The organism is Roseovarius sp. MMSF_3350 (genome assembly GCF_030733425.1).
GTDB lineage: Bacteria > Pseudomonadota > Alphaproteobacteria > Rhodobacterales > Rhodobacteraceae > Roseovarius.
Window position 1 is genome coordinate 16,504 of sequence record NZ_JASHIZ010000002.1, and the last position, 18,543, is coordinate 35,046.

Genomic DNA, 18,543 nt, shown 5'->3' on the forward strand with positions numbered 1-18,543 from the left:
ACACCTGTCGCACCCGGGCATGGTGTATCGCCGCGTGTGTTGGTGGTCGAGGACGACCAGTTCATCTGCGAAGATATCGCCTGCACCCTTACGGAGTGCGGGTTCAGCGTGGCGGGCACCGTGCAGACGCTGGACGCGGCAATGCGCTTCGTCAAGAACCGTCGCGGACAGTTCGACTGTGTCCTTCTGGACATCGACCTGGGCGGTCAGAGTTGTCAGCCGCTGGCGGCATCGCTGGAGGCGCTTGATCTGCCCTATGCGCTGGTGACGGCGCACAGCAAGGACGTGGTGCGCGACCTGGGCTACCGGGCCCCCGTGATCGAGAAACCGTTTCAGAACTGGCGATTGTCGGCGGAACTTTCCAACCTTGTCGCGGCGGCGCAGCGCGGGGCCTGACGCGGCGGAGACATCGCCCCTTGATCGGCCGGCGCAACGGGTCTATACGCCCCCGGTGGTTAGACATGACCCGATTCACATGAACCAAGACATGCCGTGGTTGGCCCCATCGCTTCGGGGGTCACATCCGGCTTAGGAGAAGCGATATGAAACTGCATGAGCTGCGCGACAACGAAGGCGCAACCAAACGCAAGAAACGCGTGGGCCGTGGCCCCGGTTCGGGCATGGGCAAGACCGCCGGCCGCGGTATCAAGGGCCAGAAATCCCGTTCGGGCGTGGCGATCAACGGCTATGAAGGCGGCCAGATGCCGCTCTATCAACGCTTGCCCAAGCGTGGCTTCAACAAGCCGAACCGCAAGAAATTCGCCGTCGTGAACCTTGGCCTGATCCAGAAATTCATCGACGCCAAGAAGATCGACGCAGGCCAGACCATCACCGAGGACACGCTGGTGGAAAGCGGCCTGGTGCGCCGCAAGCTGGACGGCATCCGCGTGCTGGCCAAGGGCGAGGTTTCGTCCAAGCTGACGCTGGACGTGACGGGCGCGTCGAAATCGGCGGTCGAGGCTGTCGAGAAAGCCGGCGGTACGCTCAACGTTGCGAGCGCAAAGGCGGCTGAATAAGAGGTTGTGAGCGGGCCTCTCGCCCCTTACATACACCCCTAGTTTTCCTTATAAACGCCGCCTGGCCGGAAAACGGCCTGGGCGGCGTTTGCATAAAAAAGAGATCCGCATGGTATCTGCAGCAGAACAAATGGCGGCGAACACGAGCTGGTCCGCCCTGGGCAAGGCCACCGAGCTTCGCAAGCGCATCTTCTTCACCATCGGCCTGCTTATCGTCTACCGGATCGGGACGTATATCCCGGTGCCGGGCATCGACGGGGCAGAGCTGCGCAACTTCATGGAAGGCGCGGCGTCGTCGATCGGCGGGATGCTGTCGATGTTCACCGGCGGGGCGCTGGGGCGGATGGGCGTCTTTGCGCTGGGGATCATGCCCTATATCTCGGCCTCGATCATCGTGCAGCTGATGACGGCGATGGTGCCGGCGCTGGAGCAGCTGAAGAAAGAGGGCGAGCAGGGGCGCAAGAAGATCAACCAGTACACGCGCTATGGCACGGTGTTCCTGGCGACGCTGCAATCCTATGGCCTGGCCGCATCGCTGCAGAGTGGCGGGCTGGCGTCGGACCCCGGGTTCTTTTTCATCGCGAGCTGCATGATCACGCTGGTCGGGGGCACGATGTTCCTGATGTGGCTGGGTGAGCAGATCACCGCGCGGGGCGTGGGCAACGGCATCTCGCTGATCATCTTCGTGGGCATCATCGCCGAAGTGCCCGCCGCGCTGGCGCAGTTCTTTGCCAGCGGCCGGTCGGGCGCGATCAGCCCGGCGGTGATCATCGGGGTGATCGTGATGGTCGTGGCGACGATTGCCTTCGTGGTGTTCATGGAGCGTAGCTTGCGCAAGATCCATATCCAGTATCCGCGCCGCCAGGTGGGGATGAAGGTCTATGACGGCGGGTCGAGCCACCTGCCCGTGAAGGTGAACCCGGCGGGCGTGATCCCGGCGATCTTCGCCTCGTCGCTGCTTCTGTTGCCGGCCACGGTCAGCACGTTCTCGGGCAACGATACCGGACCGTTCATGTCGACCCTGCTGGCCTATTTCGGGCCCGGGCAGCCGCTTTACCTGGTGTTCTTCACGGCGATGATCGTGTTCTTCGCCTATTTCTATACCTACAACGTGGCGTTCAAGCCCGATGACGTCGCCGACAACCTGAAGAACCAGAACGGGTTCGTGCCCGGCATCCGCCCCGGCAAGAAGACGGCGGAGTACCTGGAATACGTGGTGACGCGGATCCTGGTGCTGGGCTCGGCTTACCTTGCGGCAGTTTGTCTCCTTCCAGAGATCCTGCGTGGACAGTTTGCGATACCTTTCTATTTTGGCGGCACTTCGGTCCTGATCGTGGTATCGGTGACCATGGACACGATCCAGCAGGTCCAGTCGCATCTTCTGGCGCACCAGTACGAGGGCCTGATCGAGAAGTCGCAGTTGAGCGGCAAGGGCCGTAAACGGTCGCGCAGGAAAGGGACAGGACGTCGATGAATATCATACTTCTCGGACCGCCGGGGGCCGGTAAGGGCACGCAGGCACATATCCTGGTCGAGGAGCGGGGCATGACCCAGCTCAGCACCGGCGACATGCTGCGTGAGGCCAAGGACAGCGGCACCGAGATGGGCAAGGTCGTTGCCGACGTGATGGCCCGGGGCGAGCTTGTGACGGACGAGATCGTGATCGGCCTGATCCGCGAGAAGATCAACGGCGAGAACGGTGGCGGTTTCATCTTTGACGGCTTCCCCCGGACGCTGGCGCAGGCCGATGCGCTGGCGGAACTGCTGGCCGAGACCGGCCAGACGCTGGATGCGGTGGTCGAGATGCGGGTGGATGACGAGGCGCTGGTGCAGCGTATCACGGCCCGGTCGACCTGCGGCAATTGCGGCGCGGTCTACAACGACATCACCAAACCCTGGCCCGAGGATGGCAAATGTGCCAATTGCGGCTCGACCGAGGTGAAGCGCCGGGCGGATGACAACGAGGAAAGCCTCAAGCAGCGCCTGATGGAATACTACAAGAAGACCTCGCCGCTGCTGGGCTACTACTATGCCAAGGGCGATCTGGAGACGATCGACGGGCTGGGCGAGATCGACGAGGTCAAGGCCCGCATCGCAAGCGCGCTGGACGGCTGAAGACGCCCGGTGCGGCCCTGCGGAACGGCCTTTTTTCCTTGGGGTTTCGCCGATAGGCACAATTCTCTTGACAGAGGGTTGACGCCTCGGGCGTTTCCTTCTAGACGGCACCATCTCGACAGAGAACATGATTCCCGCGCGGGTCGCGCCCGCGCCCGAATCGATCACCTGAATTCAGCTGCGGCCCGAAGCAATCGCCTCGGGCCTACGTTGTGAAAAAAGGGTCTGGAGCTACGGACCCGCAACGAAAGGACATGACACGTGGCACGTATCGCCGGCGTTAACATCCCGACCCACAAGCGGGTCCCGATCGCCCTGACCTACATCACCGGAATCGGCCAATCCTCGGCCAAGGCCATTTGCGAGGCCGTCAATATCGACCTGACCCGCCGGGTCAACGAGCTGAGCGACACCGAAGTGGTCGCCATGCGCGAGCATATCGACGCCAACTACATGGTCGAAGGTGACCTGCGCCGCGAAGTGCAGATGAACATCAAGCGTCTGATGGACCTTGGCTGCTATCGCGGCCTGCGCCATCGCCGCAACCTTCCCGTCCGCGGCCAGCGCACGCATACCAATGCGCGCACCCGCAAGGGCCCGGCGAAACCCATCGCTGGCAAGAAGAAGTAAGGGAGGGCAGAACCAATGGCACGAGATACCCGCCGGACCAAGAAAAAGGTCTCGAAGAACATCGCCACGGGCGTGGCGCATGTGAACAGCTCGTTCAACAACACCAAGATCCTGATCTCGGACGTGCAGGGCAACGCGATCGCGTGGTCCTCGGCCGGCACGATGGGCTTCAAGGGGTCGCGCAAGTCGACGCCCTATGCCGCCCAGATGGCCGCCGAAGATGCCGGCCGCAAGGCGCAGGAACACGGCATGAAGACGCTGGAAGTCGAAGTGCAGGGGCCCGGGTCGGGCCGCGAGAGCGCGCTGCGCGCCCTGGCTGCCGTCGGCTTCAACATCACGTCCATCCGCGACGTGACGCCGATTGCCCACAACGGTTGCCGCCCGCCGAAGCGTCGCCGGGTCTGAGACCGATTTTTTGGGTGGGGCCGCGTGGTTTTTCACGGCCCCATTCCGTTATTTTGAAACCTCGAGCGTCTCGGAGGCCTGTGGACATGGGGCCGGGGACAAGGATGGAGGGACCGCATGATCCATAAGAACTGGGCAGAATTGATCAAGCCGACGCAGCTTGAGGTGAAGCCGGGCAACGACCCGCTGCGCCAGGCGACCGTCGTGGCCGAACCGCTGGAGCGCGGCTTTGGCCTGACGATGGGCAACGCGCTGCGCCGCGTGCTGCTGTCGAGCCTTCAGGGTGCGGCGATCACCAGCGTGCAGATCGACAACGTGCTGCACGAGTTTTCCAGCATCGCAGGCGTCCGCGAAGATGTGACAGACGTGGTGCTGAACCTCAAGGGTGTCGCCATCCGCATGGAAGTCGAAGGGCCCAAGCGCCTGTCGATCTCGGCCAAGGGGCCGGGCGTGGTGACCGCCGGCGACATCGCCGACAGCGCGGGCATCGAGATCCTGAACAAGGAACACGTGATCTGCCACCTCGACGAAGGCGCGGACTTGTTCATGGAACTGACCGTGAACCAGGGCAAGGGCTATGTCGCCGCCGACAAGAACAAGCCGGAAGACGCGCCCATCGGCCTGATTGCCATCGACGCGATCTATTCGCCGGTGGTGAAGGTCAGCTATGACGTGCAGCCCACCCGTGAGGGGCAGGTTCTGGACTATGACAAGCTGACGATGAAGCTGACGACCGACGGGTCGATCACGCCCGAGGACGCCGTGGCCTTTGCCGCGCGTATCCTGCAGGACCAGCTGTCGATCTTCGTGAACTTCGAAGAGCCGGAATCGGCGCAGCGTCAGGATGACGACGACGGGCTGGAGTTCAACCCGCTCTTGCTGAAGAAAGTGGACGAGTTGGAACTGTCGGTGCGGTCGGCCAACTGCCTGAAGAACGACAACATCGTCTATATCGGCGATCTCATTCAGAAGACCGAAGCCGAGATGCTGCGCACACCGAACTTTGGCCGCAAGTCCTTGAACGAGATCAAGGAAGTGCTGTCGGGCATGGGTCTGCACCTGGGCATGGATGTCGAGGACTGGCCGCCGGACAATATCGAGGACCTGGCGAAGAAATTTGAAGACCAGTTCTGAGACAAGGTGGGATGAAATCCCACCCTACATAGGGTGGGTTTGAAACCCACCCCCGGGCGCAATGCCCCAAGGAGAGCCGGTGACACGCATCGCCGGCCGGACAAAGCAAAACCGCCCGTAGAGGGCAAAAAACGGAGTAAGAAACATGCGTCACGCACGAGGCTATCGCCGCCTGAACCGTACCCACGAGCACCGCAAGGCGCTGTGGGCGAACATGGCCGGCTCGCTGATTGAACACGAACAGATCAAGACCACCCTGCCGAAAGCCAAGGAGCTGAAGCGCGTGGTGGAAAAGCTGGTCACGCTGGGCAAGCGCGGAGACGTTCACGCCCGCCGCCAGGCCGCCGCCCAACTGAAGCAGGACATGCATGTCGCCAAGCTGTTCGACGTGCTGGGCCCGCGTTACAAGGAGCGTCAGGGCGGGTATGTCCGCGTTCTGAAGGCCGGCTTCCGTTACGGTGACATGGCGCCGATGGCGATCATCGAATTCGTCGAGCGCGACCGCGACGCCAAGGGCGCCGCCGACAAGGCCCGCGTCGCCGCCGAGGACATGGACGGGGACGACGAGGCGTAAGCCCCGTTTCCCTTGACCGGAAACAAAAAACGCCGCCGGTTTCGCCCGGCGGCGTTCTTTCGTTCGGGGTCGGAGCGCGGTCAGGCGCTTTCGAGCTCTTTCTTGACCAGCTTCTCGATCTCGTCGACGGGGTGATTGGCGAGGTTCTTGGGGATCTCGCTGACCACTTTCGACGTGACTTCCTTGTGCATGTCGTCGCGCAGGTGGCCCAGTACCTTGGGCGCGGCGACGAGGATCAGGCGGTCAAACTCGCCCTTGTGAGCGGCGGCATAGAGGATGTCCGACAGGTCGGCGGCGAAGCGTTCCTTCTGCAGTTCGTGCCAGTCGGTGTCATCCATCGCCGAGAGCTGCTGTACCCCGGTGTCCTGCATCCGGCCGGGGCGATTGGCCGATTGTTCGATATCCGAGGGGTTTTCCTGTTCCTCGGTGTCCATCACCTCGAGGTTGGGGTCCTGGTGGTCCGTGAGATTGCGCAGGAAGAGCGCCTTTTCGCTGTCGGTTACGACGACCCAGGTGCCTTGCTTGAGTTCAGTCATCGCGTTTCTCCTTGCCGGTGCCGTGATGGCCGCCGAGATTGCCTTCGCCCTCTTCGTCTTCCTTGGTGACGCGGGTTGCGCCGGCATCCTCGCTCTTGGCGCGCTTGAGCGAATCGCGGGTGCCGACCTTGCGCTCCAGGTTGCCCTGGGCGCGGCCTTGCTGGTCTGGGGTGGAGACGTCATCGACGAACTCTTCGGTTTCGCTCTTGCCGTCCTTGGATCTGTATCTGTCTGCCATGGTGGTACCTCCTGTCTGGAAAACGTTGCCTGACGCGGGGGGTTCCATCGGGTGCGCGGATTGCGATGGTGGATGCGAGGGGCCAGCCCCTCGCGCTCCCCGGGATATTTTTGGCCAGAGGAAAAGCCGGGGTGCCACGGGCCTTGTCGTGCTTGCATCGGGGGCGTGGGGGGCGCATATCGGTGGGATGGCGAGATGGATTTCCGGCCTTTTCCTGTCTGTCCTGCTGGCGGTGCCGGCGGGGGCGGAGATGCGCGTGCCGCAGAGCCGGGACGAGATCCGCACGGGCTTCGTGCCCGTCCCGGGTATGGTGCTGGAGCCCGGGCGCGCGGGGTTGCGGGCCGGGTTGCGGCCGGGGGACATCCTGCGCGGGATCAATGGCGTGGCCGTAAAAAGCGCCGGCATGGTCGAGTCGATGCCGGCGGCGAGCGGGCGGTGGTTCAGGCTGTAGCCATGGGAGATCTGTTCGATACCGGCCCCGAAGCCAAACCGGACGCAAGGGACGACAAGGCGCATGACAGCGCGCCGCGCCCGCTGGCCGACAGGCTGCGGCCCAAGGCGCTGGCCGAAGTGATCGGGCAGGAGAAGGTGATCGGGCCGGATGGCCCGTTGGGCGTGATGCTGGCGTCGGGGAGCCTGTCTTCGCTGGTCTTCTGGGGGCCGCCGGGGGTGGGCAAGACCACCATTGCGCGGCTCTTGGCCGACGAGACGGACATGCATTTCGTGCAGATCAGCGCGATCTTTTCCGGTGTGCCGGAGCTGCGCAAGGTGTTCGACGCGGCCAAGCACCGGCGGGCCAACGGGCAGGGAACGCTTTTGTTCGTGGATGAGATTCACCGGTTCAACAAGGCGCAACAGGACGGGTTCCTGCCGCATATGGAGGACGGGACGATCCTGCTGGTGGGGGCCACCACGGAGAACCCGAGTTTTGAGCTGAACGCGGCACTTCTGAGCCGGTCGCAGGTCCTGGTGCTCGAGCGGCTGACGCTGGCGGAACTGGAGCGGCTGGCGCAGCGGGCCGAGAAGGAGCTGGACCGGGCGCTGCCACTGGAGGGTGCGGCGCGCGAGGCGCTGCTGGAGATGGCGGACGGGGACGGGCGGGCGCTGCTCAATCTGATCGAGCAGGTGGCGGCGTGGAAGACCGACAAGAAGCTGGACACGAACGCCCTGACCGCGCGGCTGATGAAGCGGGCGGCGCAGTACGACAAGTCGGGCGACGCGCATTACAACCTGATCTCGGCGCTGCACAAGTCGGTGCGCGGGTCGGACCCGGATGCCGCGCTTTACTGGTTGGCGCGGATGCTGGACGGGGGCGAGGACCCGCGGTACCTGGCGCGGCGGATCACGCGGATGGCGGTGGAGGATATTGGCCTCGCCGATCCGCAGGCGCAGGCGGTGTGCCTGCAATCGTGGGAGACCTACGAGCGGCTGGGCAGCCCCGAGGGGGAGCTGGCGCTGGCACAGGCGGTGACCTACCTGGCGCTGGCGCCGAAGTCGAACGCGGCCTACGTGGCCTACAAGGCGGCGATGCGGGCCGCGAAGAAGACCGGCAGCGAGCCGCCGCCCAAGCATATCCTGAACGCGCCCACCGGCCTGATGAAGGAGCAGGGTTACGGCGCGGGCTATGCCTATGACCACGATGCCGAGGACGCGTTTTCGGGGCAGAATTACTTTCCCGACACGATGGAACGGCCCGAGCTTTACAAGCCGGTCGAGCGCGGGTTCGAGCGGGAGTTGGGCAAGCGGGTGGCCTATTTCGCGAAGTTGCGGGCGCGCAAGGGCGACTAGGCCCCCCGGGCGATTCCCGGTGTCGATTTTCCGACCGGGCTGCGGGGAATGTCGTTTTTGGAACAGTCCGGCCCGAGGGATTGATCACATCGTGAAACCCCTTTCCGACAAGAGGTTGAACAGTTCCGGCTAGGGTTCTGACATGCAAAAAAAATATCGTGATCCGTCATATGAAGGCTGGAAGCGACTTTTTTTTCGTGTTTTGGTAATATCATGTCGTAAATGAGCCGCCCGTTCAGGGGAAACGACGCAAAGCTGCTTTGAAGGACCGCGCAAGACGGGCCGGGAGACAGACTAGTCATAGGGAGACAACATGACTGATATCAAAGATCAAATGCTGCTGGATCGACTGGCAGCCGCGGCCCGCGAAGGGAAGATTTCGCGCCGGTCGTTCATGCATTATGCCGCCGCCGCCGGCCTGACGACCACGGCCGCGACCGGCCTGTGGACCGGCGCCGCGAAGGCACAGCCGGCCAAGGGCGGCACGTTCCGCCTTGGGATGCACGACGGGAACACTTCGGACACGCATGATCCGGGCACCTATGTGACCTTCTCGATGATCCAGGTCGCGCACACATACCGGTCGTACCTGACGCTGATCGAGCCCGATGGTTCGCTGGGTCCGGACCTGGCCAGCGAGTGGAGCGCGAGCCCGGACGCGAAGGAGTGGACCTTCAAGATCAATGACAACGCCACGTTCCACAGCGGCAACAAGGTGACGGCGAATGACGTGATCGCGTCGATGAACCACCACCGCGGTGAAGAGACGACTTCGGCCGCGAAGGCGCTGCTGGCGGATGTCGAGGAGCTTATCGACAACGGCGACAACTCGGTCACGTTCGTGCTGGCGTCGGGCAATGCCGACCTGCCCTGGCTGATGACCGACTATCACCTGGCGATCGTGCCGGCGAACGAGGACGGCACGGCCAACTGGCAATCGGGCGACGGCTCGGGCCCCTACAAGATGGAAGAGGCCGAGTTCGGCGTGCGCTATACGCTGACCCGCCACGACGGCTGGCACCTGGAAGGCGCCTATTTTGACGACCTGGAGCTGATCGTTCTGAACGACCCGAACGCGCGTCAGACGGCGCTGGTGACAGGCGACGTGGACGCGGTGACGCAGCTGGAACTGAAGACCCTGGCGTTGTTGCAGCGCGACCCGAACATCGAGATCGACGACGTGCCGTCGGCGGCAGCGATCACCATGCCGATGCTGTGCGACACGGCGCCGTTCGACAACGTGGACGTGCGCAACGCGCTGAAGCTGTCGCTGAACCGGGACGAGCTGGTCGAGAAAATCGCGTTCGGCGCGGCCACCAAGGCGAACGATTTCCACCATTCGCCCGCGATGCCGTACTTCCCGGAAGGCATCGAGCAGCGTGAATACGATCCCGACCAGGCGAAATCGCTGCTGCAGAAAGCCGGCGCCGAGGGCCTGACGGTCAACCTGAGCGTGGCCGACTCGGTGTTCTCGGGTGCGGTGGACATGTGTGTTCTGTTCGCAGAACACGCCAAGGCCGCGGGCATCACCATCAACGTCAACCGCGAGCCCAACGACGGCTACTATTCGGACGTGTGGCTGAAAAAGCCGTGGTGCGTGGTGCAGTGGGGCGCACGCCCGACGCCGGACGTGATGTATTCGCTGGCCTACAAGTCGGACGCCGCGTGGAACGAGAGCCGGTGGCAGAACGAGCGGTTCAACGAGCTGCTGCTGCAGGCGAAGGCCGAGCTGGATGACACCAAGCGGGCCGAGATGTACCGCGAGATGGCGATCCTGGCGAAGGACGACGGCGGGACGATCATCCCGTTCTTCCCGAACTTCGTGTACGCGCGTCGCAAGAACGTGCAGCATGGTGAGAACCTTGCGCCAAGCTGGCAGATGGACGGCGCCCGCGCCTGCAGCCGTTGGTGGTTCGCGGACGCGTAAGACAAAAGGTTTTGCCCCGGTGCCAAGGCGCCGGGGCAAAAATTTGGAGGGGGCGGGAGATCGCTCTGTCCGGGCAGACGGGACGGCCGAGAAAGCGCGAAAAGCGCACAGGGCACGTCGATACGTCATAACAATATAAGCTGTGCGGATGCGGCTCGGGACGGGCAAGGCGGACGCCCAACAGCAGGAGGGACATATGGGAGACATCTTAACGCTTGTCGGCAAGCGTCTTGGTCTCGGATTGATCATCCTATTGGTGATCTCGTTGATAATCTTCTTCATGGTCGAACTGCTTCCCGGTGACATCGCGCAGGCGGTGCTGGGACAGTCGGCGACGCCGGAGAACCTTGCGGCGCTGCGCAGGGAAATGGGCCTCGACCAGCCCGCGATCGTAAGATACCTGGCGTGGCTGAGCGAAGCCATAACGCTTGATTTCGGAAGCTCCATCGTGACCGACGCGCGGGTGACCGAGATCATCGGCGAGCGGTTCATGAACACGCTGTTCCTGGCCGCCTACGCGGCCGTGATCGCGGTGCCGGTGTCGATCATCCTGGGCGTGATCGTGGCGCTGTTGCGCAACTCGATCTTCGACCGGGTGGCGAACGTGATCTCATTGTCGTTCATCTCGTCGCCGGAATTCTTCCTGGGCTACATCCTGATCCTGTACTTCGCGGTCAAATGGGGCATGTTCCCGGCAATCGCCAGCCTGAGCGAGGGGATGACCTTCCTTGAACTGTTGCAACGCACCTTCCTGCCGGCGCTGACGCTGGTGCTGGTGGTGATGGCGCACATGATGCGGATGACGCGGGCTGCGATCATCAACCTGCTGGCCAGCCCCTATATCGAGATGGCCCGGCTGAAGGGCGCGCCGCCCTGGAAGGTGATCGTGAAGCACGCGCTGCCCAACGCCTGGGCGCCGATCATCAACGTGGTCGCGCTGAACCTGGCGTACCTCATTACTGGCGTGGTGCTGGTGGAGGTGGTGTTCGTCTATCCGGGCATCGGACAGGCGCTGGTGGACGCGGTTTCCAAGCGCGACTTCCCCGTGGTGCAGGCCTGCTGCCTGATCTTCGCGGCGACCTTCATCCTTCTCAACCTTGCAGCCGACGTTGGTGCGATCCTCACCAACCCGCGTCTGCGGCACCCGAAATAAGGAGGGCGGACCATGGTATTTGTAATCCTCTACTTCGCCCTGCTGCTTTTGCTGTCGTGCGGGGCTGCCTACTACAATCAACGCTCGGCGTTCCTGTTGCTGTTCTCGCTGACGCTGGTGTCGCTGGTGCTGGCGATCATCGGCGGCATTCCGGCGCTGCGCTTCGTCGCGATTGCCGCGGGGATGCTGTTGGCGGCTGGCATGATGTCCTACGCGTTCCGCGAGTTCCTGACGGCGCTGGCGAGCGACGAGATGGCCAAGGAGCTGCGCACCGCGCCGCTGACCGCGGCCTTCGGGATGTTCGTGATCTTCATCGTCGCGGTCATGGGCATCTTTGCCCCGGCCATCGCGCCGCATGGAGAGGCCGAGATCATCAGCCAGGCCTTTGCGCCGCCGGACAACAACATGCTGCTTGGCGCCGATCAGCTGGGCCGGGACATGTTCAGCCGGATCATCTATGGCGCTCGGAACACCGTGGCGCTGGCGCTGTGCGGCACGGTCCTGGCGTTCATCCTGGGCGCGATGGCGGGCCTGTTGGCGGCAACGAAAGGCGGGTTCTTTGACGGAACGATGGGCCGGATCGCGGATGTGATCATGTCGATCCCGTCGCTGATCTTTGCGCTTCTGATGCTGTCGATCTTTGGCGGGTCGCTGGCGGCACCGTCAACCAGTGCATGGCTGCTGTTCGGATTCGCGGTGATCGTGGGGACGCTGTTCCTTGCGGCGGCGGCCTATTCGGTTCTCAGCTGGATCATCGGGGCGGCGATCGTCGTCGGTGTCTCGTTTGCCTTTGCACTGGCGTTCACGTCGGTCTTCGATGCCTCCGAGGTCATCCTGATCCTGGTTGTCGCGGTGATCTATTCGCCGCGGGTGTTCCGCCTGACGCGGGCGGTTGCGGGCAACGTGGTTGTGATGGACTATATCGAGGCCGCGAAGCTGCGCGGTGAAAAGAACTGGTACCTGATCCGGCGGGAGATCCTGCCGAACTCGACCGCGCCGCTGGTGGCGGAGTTCGGGCTGGAATTCTGCTTCGTGTTCCTGCTGATCGCGGGCCTCAGTTTCCTTGGGCTTGGTATCCAGCCGCCCACGGCCGACTGGGGGTCGATGGTGCGGGAGAACGCGACGCTGATCTCGTTCGGTGAGATCACGCCGCTTATTCCGGCCGCGGCCATCGCGCTGTTGACCGTGGCGGTCAACTTCGTGGTGGACTGGATGCTGCACCGGTCCTCGGGTTTGAAGGAGTAAAACGACATGAGCTTGAAAAAAACAGATGTCCTTCTGAAGATCCGGGACCTGAAGATCCAGGGCTATTCGGACGAAACCTGGGTCGACATCATCAAGGGTGTCGACCTGACCCTGCACCGCGGCGAGGTGATGGGCCTGATCGGGGAATCCGGGGCGGGCAAATCGACCATCGGCGCGGCGGCCATGGGGTACGCCCGCGACGGCACGCGGATCGTGGAGGGCTCGTCGATCGAGTTCGACGGGATCGAGCTGACCACCTCGACCGAAGGCGAGAAGCGGGCGCTGAGGGGCTCGCGCATCGCCTATGTGGCGCAGTCGGCGGCGGCGTCGTTCAACCCGGCGCACAAGCTGATCGACCAGCACACGGAAGCCCCCGTGCAGTACCGCATCAAGAAGCGGCTGGAGGCGCAGGAGGACGCGATCGAGCTGTATGAGCGGTTGCGCCTGCCCAATCCGGGCGAGATCGGGTTTCGGTATCCGCACCAGGTGTCGGGCGGTCAGTTGCAGCGGGCGATGACGGCGATGGCCATGTCGTGCCGGCCCGACCTGATCATCTTTGACGAGCCGACGACGGCGCTGGACGTGACCACCCAGATCGAGGTGCTGGCGGCGATCCGCGACATCGTGGACCAGTTCAACACCGCGGCGATCTACATCACGCACGATCTGGCCGTGGTGGCGCAGATGGCCGACACGATCAAGGTGCTGCTGAAAGGCGAGGAAGTCGAGGAAGCGCCGACCGACCAGATGCTGGAAAATCCGCAGGAGGATTACACCAAGTCGCTCTGGGCGGTGCGCAGTTTCACCAGCCCGCAGAAGCATCGCCCGACGGATGGCACGCCGCCGCTGATCTCGGTCAAGAACGTGGACGCGTCCTATTCCAACGGGCCGAAGATCCTCGATGACGTGTCGTTCGACATCTACGAGGGGATGACGGTGGCCGTGGTGGGCGAATCCGGGTCGGGCAAGTCGACGACCGCGCGGGTGATCACCGGGCTGTTGCCGCCCAGCGAAGGCGAGGTGCTGTTCAAGGGCGAGCCGTTCCCGGCGTACTACAAGGACCGCTCTAAGGACCAGCTGCGGCAGTGCCAGATGATCTACCAGATGGCCGATACCGCGCTGAACCCCAAGGTGCAGATCTCGGAAATCATCGGGCGACCTGCGCAGTTCTATTCGGGACTGAAGGGCACGGCGCTGAAGACGCGGGTGGACGAGCTCTTGGACCTGATCGAGCTGGAGCCGTCGAAATACTACAACCGTTATCCGCCGGAACTGTCGGGCGGGCAGAAACAGCGGATCGGGATTGCCCGGGCGCTGGCGGCGGAGCCCAGTTTCATCGTCTGTGACGAGGTGACCTCGGCGCTGGACCAGCTGGTGGCCGAAGGCATCCTGCGGCTGCTGGACCGTCTGCAGAACGAGTTGAACCTGGCCTACATGTTCATCACCCACGACCTTGCCACCGTGCGGTCGATCGCCGACGAGGTGGTGGTGATGCAGAACGGGCAGGTGGTGGAGCAGGGGCCGAAGGACGACATGTTCACGCCGCCGCACCATCCCTATACCGACCTGCTGCTGAGCTCGGTGCCCGAGATGGATCCGAACTGGCTGACGACGCTGCTGGAGGAACGGGGCGTCGACAATATCGGCGACGCGGCCGCGGCCAAGATCGACCCGGACGACGACAAGGTCGAGGGCACGCAGGCCTGAGCCTGGCGGTCATGAACAAGAAACGGCGCCCCGGAGACAGGGCGCCGTTTTCCTTTGATGAATTCGGATGGTGCGTTAGCCGATGATGGCCATGCCCGACAGCACCATCGCGCCGACGATCAGGGCATAGACGATCACGACGGCCTGCCAGGTGGCGCTGTGGGCCTGGAGTTCGCGGATCAGTTGGTCACGGTTCATGTCGGGTATCCTTTTCAGAGACACCGAAGGCGCCAAACGAGTCTTACGTTCAACGCCGAAGGGAAAGAGTGGGTTGTCTGGGTGCGGCGCATGGCGCCGTGGGACGGATTAGCCGATAATGGCGGATGCCGAGAAGATCAGCGTGCCGACAAGGATACCGTAGACGAGGACCACCGACTGCCAGGTGGCACTGTGCATACGAAGTTCCCGGTTCAATTCATCGCGGGTCATGATGGCCTCCTTTGGCTGGCGGTCGATTCCAAGTGGAACGCGTTGATTGCGTTCCTACAGCCCACTTAGTCAAAAATTATGAAGGCGCAATCGAAATTCGCTTTGGATTCTATGAAAATTGTGCATGGCCGGGTTGGCCGCAGAGCATGGCTGCGGCAGAATATGGAGATCTCTTTTATTTTCCGTGCCTTGCGCCCATATCCGGCGAAGCGGGCCGACCTGTGTCAGGCGGTGCCCTGTAGCGGCAATACCACAAGGTCGCCGTCCTGCCGGGCCTTCATGGCCAGCGCGGCGGCATGGGCGGCGGCTGCGGTGGTGTAATAGGGGATCTTGTCGTAGAGCGCAACCGAGCGGATTTCGCGGCTGTCCTCGACCGCCTGGATGCCTTCGGTGGTGTTCATGACAAGGCTGATCTGGCCGTCCTTGAGCATGTCCACGACGTCGGGGCGGCCTTCATAGACCTTGTTCACGACCTCGCAGGCGATGTCGTGACCCTCGAGGAAGGCGGCGGTGCCGCGGGTGGCGACGATGGCGAAGCCCAGGTCGACGAGGATCTGCGCGGTCTCGACCAGCTGGGGCGTCTTGTCGTCATCCTTGATCGAAAAGAACACCTTGCCGCCGTCGGGCAGCACGACGCCCGCGCCCATCTGCGCCTTGAGAAAGGCGCGGGGGAAGGAGACGTCCCAGCCCATGACCTCGCCCGTGGAGCGCATTTCCGGGCCGAGGATCGTGTCGACGCCGGGGAAGCGGGCGAAGGGCATGACGGCCTCTTTCACCGAGAACCAGGGCATCGCGGGGTCCGCGAGCGTCATCTGGTCGGCCATGGGCAGCGTGCCGGGTTTGGTGTCGGACGGGTAGGCGCCGCGATGCGGGAAGGCCGAGAGCGGCTCGCCGGCCATGAGGCGGGCGGCGATGGAGGCGATGGCGGAGTCGGTGGCCTTGGCGACGAAGGGCACCGTGCGGCTGGCGCGGGGGTTCACCTCGATCAGGTAGATGTCGTCGCCCTTGACGGCGAATTGCACGTTCATCAGGCCGACGACGTTCAGCGCCTTGGCGAGCGCGCGGGTCTGGGCGTCGATCTCGTCGATGATGTGCTGGGGCAGGGTGTGGGGCGGCAGGCAGCAGGCGCTGTCGCCGGAGTGCACGCCGGCCTCTTCGATATGTTGCAGGATGCCGGCGACGTGGACGTTTTCACCGTCCGAGAGCGCGTCGACATCGCATTCGATGGCGCCGGAGAGGTAGCCGTCCAGGAGGACGGGGCTGTCGCCCGAGACGATCACCGCCTCATTGATGTAGCGTTCCAGTTGGCCCATGTCGCGGACGATTTCCATCGCGCGGCCGCCCAGAACGTAGGAGGGGCGGATGACCAGCGGGAAGCCGATTTCGTCGGCGATGGCCAGCGCCTCGGCGTCTGAATGGGCGATGCCGTTCTTGGGTTGCTTGAGGTTCAGCTGGTTCACGAGGGCCTGGAAACGCTCGCGGTCTTCGGCGAGGTCGATGGCATCGGGCGTGGTGCCCAGGATCGGGATACCCTCGGCCTCGAGATCGTTGGCAAGCTTGAGCGGCGTCTGGCCGCCGAACTGGACGATGACGCCATGCAGCGTGCCGTTGTCCTGCTCGACACGCAGGATCTCCATGACGTGCTCGAAGGTCAGCGGCTCGAAATAGAGCCGGTCGGAGGTGTCGTAGTCGGTCGAGACGGTCTCGGGGTTGCAGTTGACCATGATGGTCTCGAACCCTGCGTCGGTCAGCGCGAAACAGGCGTGACAGCAGCAATAGTCGAACTCGATGCCCTGGCCGATCCGGTTGGGACCGCCGCCGAGGATGACGACCTTCTTGCGGTCGGAGGGGCGCGCCTCGCATTCCACCTCGCCCATCATCGGGGCTTCGTAGGTGGAATACATGTAGGGCGTCTGGGCCTCGAATTCCGCGGCGCAGGTGTCGATGCGCTTGAAGACGGCGACGACGCCCTTGGCGTGGCGGGCGCGGCGGATGTCGGCCTCGGTGAAGCCCGTCAGTTTCGCCAGGCGGGCGTCGGTGAAGCCCATCATCTTGAGGCGGCGCAGGCCCTGTTCGTCGGTGGGCAGTCCGTCCTTCCGGATCGCCTCCTCGGCCTCGACGATTTCGCGGATGCGGGCGAGGAACCAGGGGTCGAACTTGGTGGCGGCGAAGATCTCGTCATCGGTCAGGCCGTGGCGCATGGCCTGGGCGATGGTGCGCATCCGGTCCGGGGTCTGCTGGCTGATCGCCTTGATGACGGCGGTCTTTTCGGGCGCGCCGTCGATCTCGATCTCGTCGAAGCCGGTCAGGCCGGATTCCATCGAGGCGAGCGCCTTTTGCAGGCTCTCGTGGATGGTGCGGCCGATCGCCATGGCCTCGCCCACGGATTTCATCGCGGTGGTCAGGTAGGGCTGCGAGCCGGGGAATTTCTCGAAGGCGAATTTGGGAATCTTGGTGACGACATAGTCGATGGTCGGCTCGAAGCTGGCGGGCGTGACCTTGGTGATGTCGTTGTCGAGCTCGTCGAGCGTGTAGCCGACGGCCAGCTTGGCGGCGATTTTCGCGATAGGGAAGCCGGTGGCCTTGGAGGCCAGCGCCGAGGAGCGGGAGACGCGGGGGTTCATCTCGATCACGACCATACGGCCGTCCTCGGGGTTGATGGCCCATTGCACGTTCGAGCCGCCGGTTTCCACGCCGATCTCGCGCAGGACGGCGATGGAGCCGTTGCGCATGATCTGGTATTCCTTGTCCGTGAGCGTGAGGGCCGGGGCGACGGTGATGGAATCGCCGGTATGCACGCCCATCGGATCGACGTTTTCGATGGAGCAGACGATGATGGCGTTGTCGGCGCGGTCGCGGACGACCTCCATCTCAAATTCCTTCCAGCCCAAGAGCGACTCGTCGATCAGGATCTGGCTGACCGGGGAAGCGTCGAGGCCGGACTTGCAGTAATGCTCGTAATCGGCGCGGTTGTAGGCGACGCCGCCGCCGGTGCCGCCAAGGGTGTAGGCGGGACGGATGATGGCGGGCAGGCCCACGTGCTCGAGCGCGGCCATGCATTCTTCCATGGTCTCGGCAATGGTGGCCTTGGGGTTTTCGATGCCCAGGCGGTCCATCGCCTCGCGGAAGAGCTTGCGGTCCTCGGCCATTTCGATGGCTTCGCGGTTTGCGCCGATCAGCTCGACGCCGAATTTTTCCAGCACGCCCATGTCGGCCACGGCGAGCGCGGTGTTGAGGCCGGTCTGCCCGCCCATGGTGGGCAGGAGCGCGTCGGGACGCTCTTTCTCGATGATCTTGGCGACAATCTCGGGCGTGATGGGCTCGATATAGGTGGCGTCGGCCAGCCCCGGGTCGGTCATGATGGTGGCGGGGTTGGAATTGACGAGGATGACGCGGTAGCCTTCCTCGCGCAGGGCCTTGCAGGCCTGGGCGCCGGAATAGTCGAACTCGCAGGCCTGCCCGATGATGATGGGGCCGGCACCGATGATCATGATGGACTTGATATCGGTTCTTTTCGGCATGTGATCCCCCGGTGCGGCGCAAATTGTTGGCCTTATATTCATTACGCACGACAGCGCAAGGGGCATCGCTGTTTGCGCGCGATGCGACGTATTTCGCAGTGCGTTCGGTCGCGCGAACGCTTAGA

General features: G+C 63.6%; 19 protein-coding genes. 14 read left to right on the top strand and 5 right to left on the bottom strand.

The features are described 5' to 3' along the window. Positions 1 to 42: 42 nt before the first annotated feature. From RBB31_RS02650 to rplQ, 8 genes are all read left to right on the top strand, one after another. A complete protein-coding gene (locus RBB31_RS02650; protein ID WP_306127705.1) occupies positions 43 to 396 on the top strand; it encodes a response regulator in 354 nt (117 codons plus the stop codon). A gap of 146 nt (positions 397 to 542) precedes the next feature. Continuing rightward, positions 543 to 1,016: a 50S ribosomal protein L15 gene (gene rplO, locus RBB31_RS02655; protein ID WP_306127706.1), complete on the top strand. Its 474-nt coding sequence runs from the start codon at positions 543 to 545 to the stop codon at positions 1,014 to 1,016. Between the two features lie 109 nt (positions 1,017 to 1,125). Then, on the top strand, positions 1,126 to 2,490 hold the full coding sequence (secY, locus tag RBB31_RS02660) for a preprotein translocase subunit SecY (RefSeq protein ID WP_306127707.1): 1,365 nt from the start codon (positions 1,126 to 1,128) through the stop codon (positions 2,488 to 2,490). Beyond that, entirely contained in the window at positions 2,487 to 3,131 is a 645-nt protein-coding gene (locus tag RBB31_RS02665; protein ID WP_306127708.1) for an adenylate kinase, read from the top strand. The genes secY and RBB31_RS02665 overlap by 4 nt, the downstream gene beginning before the upstream one ends. Positions 3,132 to 3,392: 261 nt before the next feature. Beyond that, positions 3,393 to 3,761: a 30S ribosomal protein S13 gene (rpsM, locus tag RBB31_RS02670; RefSeq protein ID WP_057795022.1), complete on the top strand. Its 369-nt coding sequence runs from the start codon at positions 3,393 to 3,395 to the stop codon at positions 3,759 to 3,761. A gap of 15 nt (positions 3,762 to 3,776) precedes the next feature. Then, positions 3,777 to 4,166: a 30S ribosomal protein S11 gene (gene rpsK / locus RBB31_RS02675; protein ID WP_007817184.1), complete on the top strand. Its 390-nt coding sequence runs from the start codon at positions 3,777 to 3,779 to the stop codon at positions 4,164 to 4,166. A gap of 117 nt (positions 4,167 to 4,283) precedes the next feature. Next, positions 4,284 to 5,300, top strand: coding sequence for a DNA-directed RNA polymerase subunit alpha (locus RBB31_RS02680; RefSeq protein WP_306127709.1), 1,017 nt, complete (start codon positions 4,284 to 4,286; stop codon positions 5,298 to 5,300). Positions 5,301 to 5,445: 145 nt separating this feature from the next. Continuing rightward, on the top strand, positions 5,446 to 5,874 hold the full coding sequence (gene rplQ / locus RBB31_RS02685) for a 50S ribosomal protein L17 (RefSeq protein ID WP_152493526.1): 429 nt from the start codon (positions 5,446 to 5,448) through the stop codon (positions 5,872 to 5,874). An 80-nt stretch (positions 5,875 to 5,954) separates the two neighbouring features. On the opposite strand, the gene RBB31_RS02690 is transcribed toward rplQ, so the two are convergent. Continuing rightward, on the bottom strand, positions 5,955 to 6,410 hold the full coding sequence (locus RBB31_RS02690; RefSeq protein WP_306127710.1) for a host attachment family protein: 456 nt from the start codon (positions 6,408 to 6,410) through the stop codon (positions 5,955 to 5,957). Continuing rightward, on the bottom strand, positions 6,403 to 6,648 hold the full coding sequence (locus tag RBB31_RS02695; RefSeq protein WP_306127711.1) for a hypothetical protein: 246 nt from the start codon (positions 6,646 to 6,648) through the stop codon (positions 6,403 to 6,405). The genes RBB31_RS02690 and RBB31_RS02695 overlap by 8 nt, the downstream gene beginning before the upstream one ends. Positions 6,649 to 6,835: 187 nt before the next feature. On the opposite strand from RBB31_RS02695, the gene RBB31_RS02700 reads away from it, so the two are divergent. The 6 genes from RBB31_RS02700 (at position 6,836) to RBB31_RS02725 (ending at position 14,468) form a co-directional block, all read left to right on the top strand. Then, entirely contained in the window at positions 6,836 to 7,099 is a 264-nt protein-coding gene (locus RBB31_RS02700; RefSeq protein ID WP_306127712.1) for a hypothetical protein, read from the top strand. A 2-nt stretch (positions 7,100 to 7,101) separates the two neighbouring features. After that, positions 7,102 to 8,436, top strand: a complete 1,335-nt coding sequence (locus tag RBB31_RS02705) for a replication-associated recombination protein A (protein ID WP_306127713.1) — start codon at positions 7,102 to 7,104, stop codon at positions 8,434 to 8,436. A 313-nt stretch (positions 8,437 to 8,749) separates the two neighbouring features. Then, positions 8,750 to 10,363, top strand: coding sequence for an ABC transporter substrate-binding protein (locus tag RBB31_RS02710; RefSeq protein WP_306127714.1), 1,614 nt, complete (start codon positions 8,750 to 8,752; stop codon positions 10,361 to 10,363). 196 nt (positions 10,364 to 10,559) lie between these two features. Further along, the gene (locus RBB31_RS02715) at positions 10,560 to 11,516 is read left to right on the top strand and encodes an ABC transporter permease (protein WP_306127715.1); all 957 of its coding nucleotides are present in this window, start codon (positions 10,560 to 10,562) and stop codon (positions 11,514 to 11,516) included. A gap of 12 nt (positions 11,517 to 11,528) precedes the next feature. After that, positions 11,529 to 12,761, top strand: a complete 1,233-nt coding sequence (locus tag RBB31_RS02720; protein ID WP_306127716.1) for an ABC transporter permease — start codon at positions 11,529 to 11,531, stop codon at positions 12,759 to 12,761. A gap of 6 nt (positions 12,762 to 12,767) precedes the next feature. Next, the gene (locus RBB31_RS02725; protein ID WP_306127717.1) at positions 12,768 to 14,468 is read left to right on the top strand and encodes an ABC transporter ATP-binding protein; all 1,701 of its coding nucleotides are present in this window, start codon (positions 12,768 to 12,770) and stop codon (positions 14,466 to 14,468) included. Between the two features lie 75 nt (positions 14,469 to 14,543). On the opposite strand, the gene RBB31_RS02730 is transcribed toward RBB31_RS02725, so the two are convergent. The 3 genes from RBB31_RS02730 to carB form a co-directional block, all read right to left on the bottom strand. Then, entirely contained in the window at positions 14,544 to 14,666 is a 123-nt protein-coding gene (locus RBB31_RS02730; protein WP_306127718.1) for a hypothetical protein, read from the bottom strand. A 108-nt stretch (positions 14,667 to 14,774) separates the two neighbouring features. After that, positions 14,775 to 14,897 carry a hypothetical protein gene (locus RBB31_RS02735; protein ID WP_302848996.1) on the bottom strand — a complete coding sequence of 41 codons (123 nt, stop codon included), beginning with the start codon at positions 14,895 to 14,897 and terminating at the stop codon, positions 14,775 to 14,777. 224 nt (positions 14,898 to 15,121) lie between these two features. Continuing rightward, positions 15,122 to 18,418 carry a carbamoyl-phosphate synthase large subunit gene (carB, locus tag RBB31_RS02740; RefSeq protein ID WP_306127719.1) on the bottom strand — a complete coding sequence of 1,099 codons (3,297 nt, stop codon included), beginning with the start codon at positions 18,416 to 18,418 and terminating at the stop codon, positions 15,122 to 15,124. Between the last annotated feature and the right edge of the window lie 125 nt (positions 18,419 to 18,543).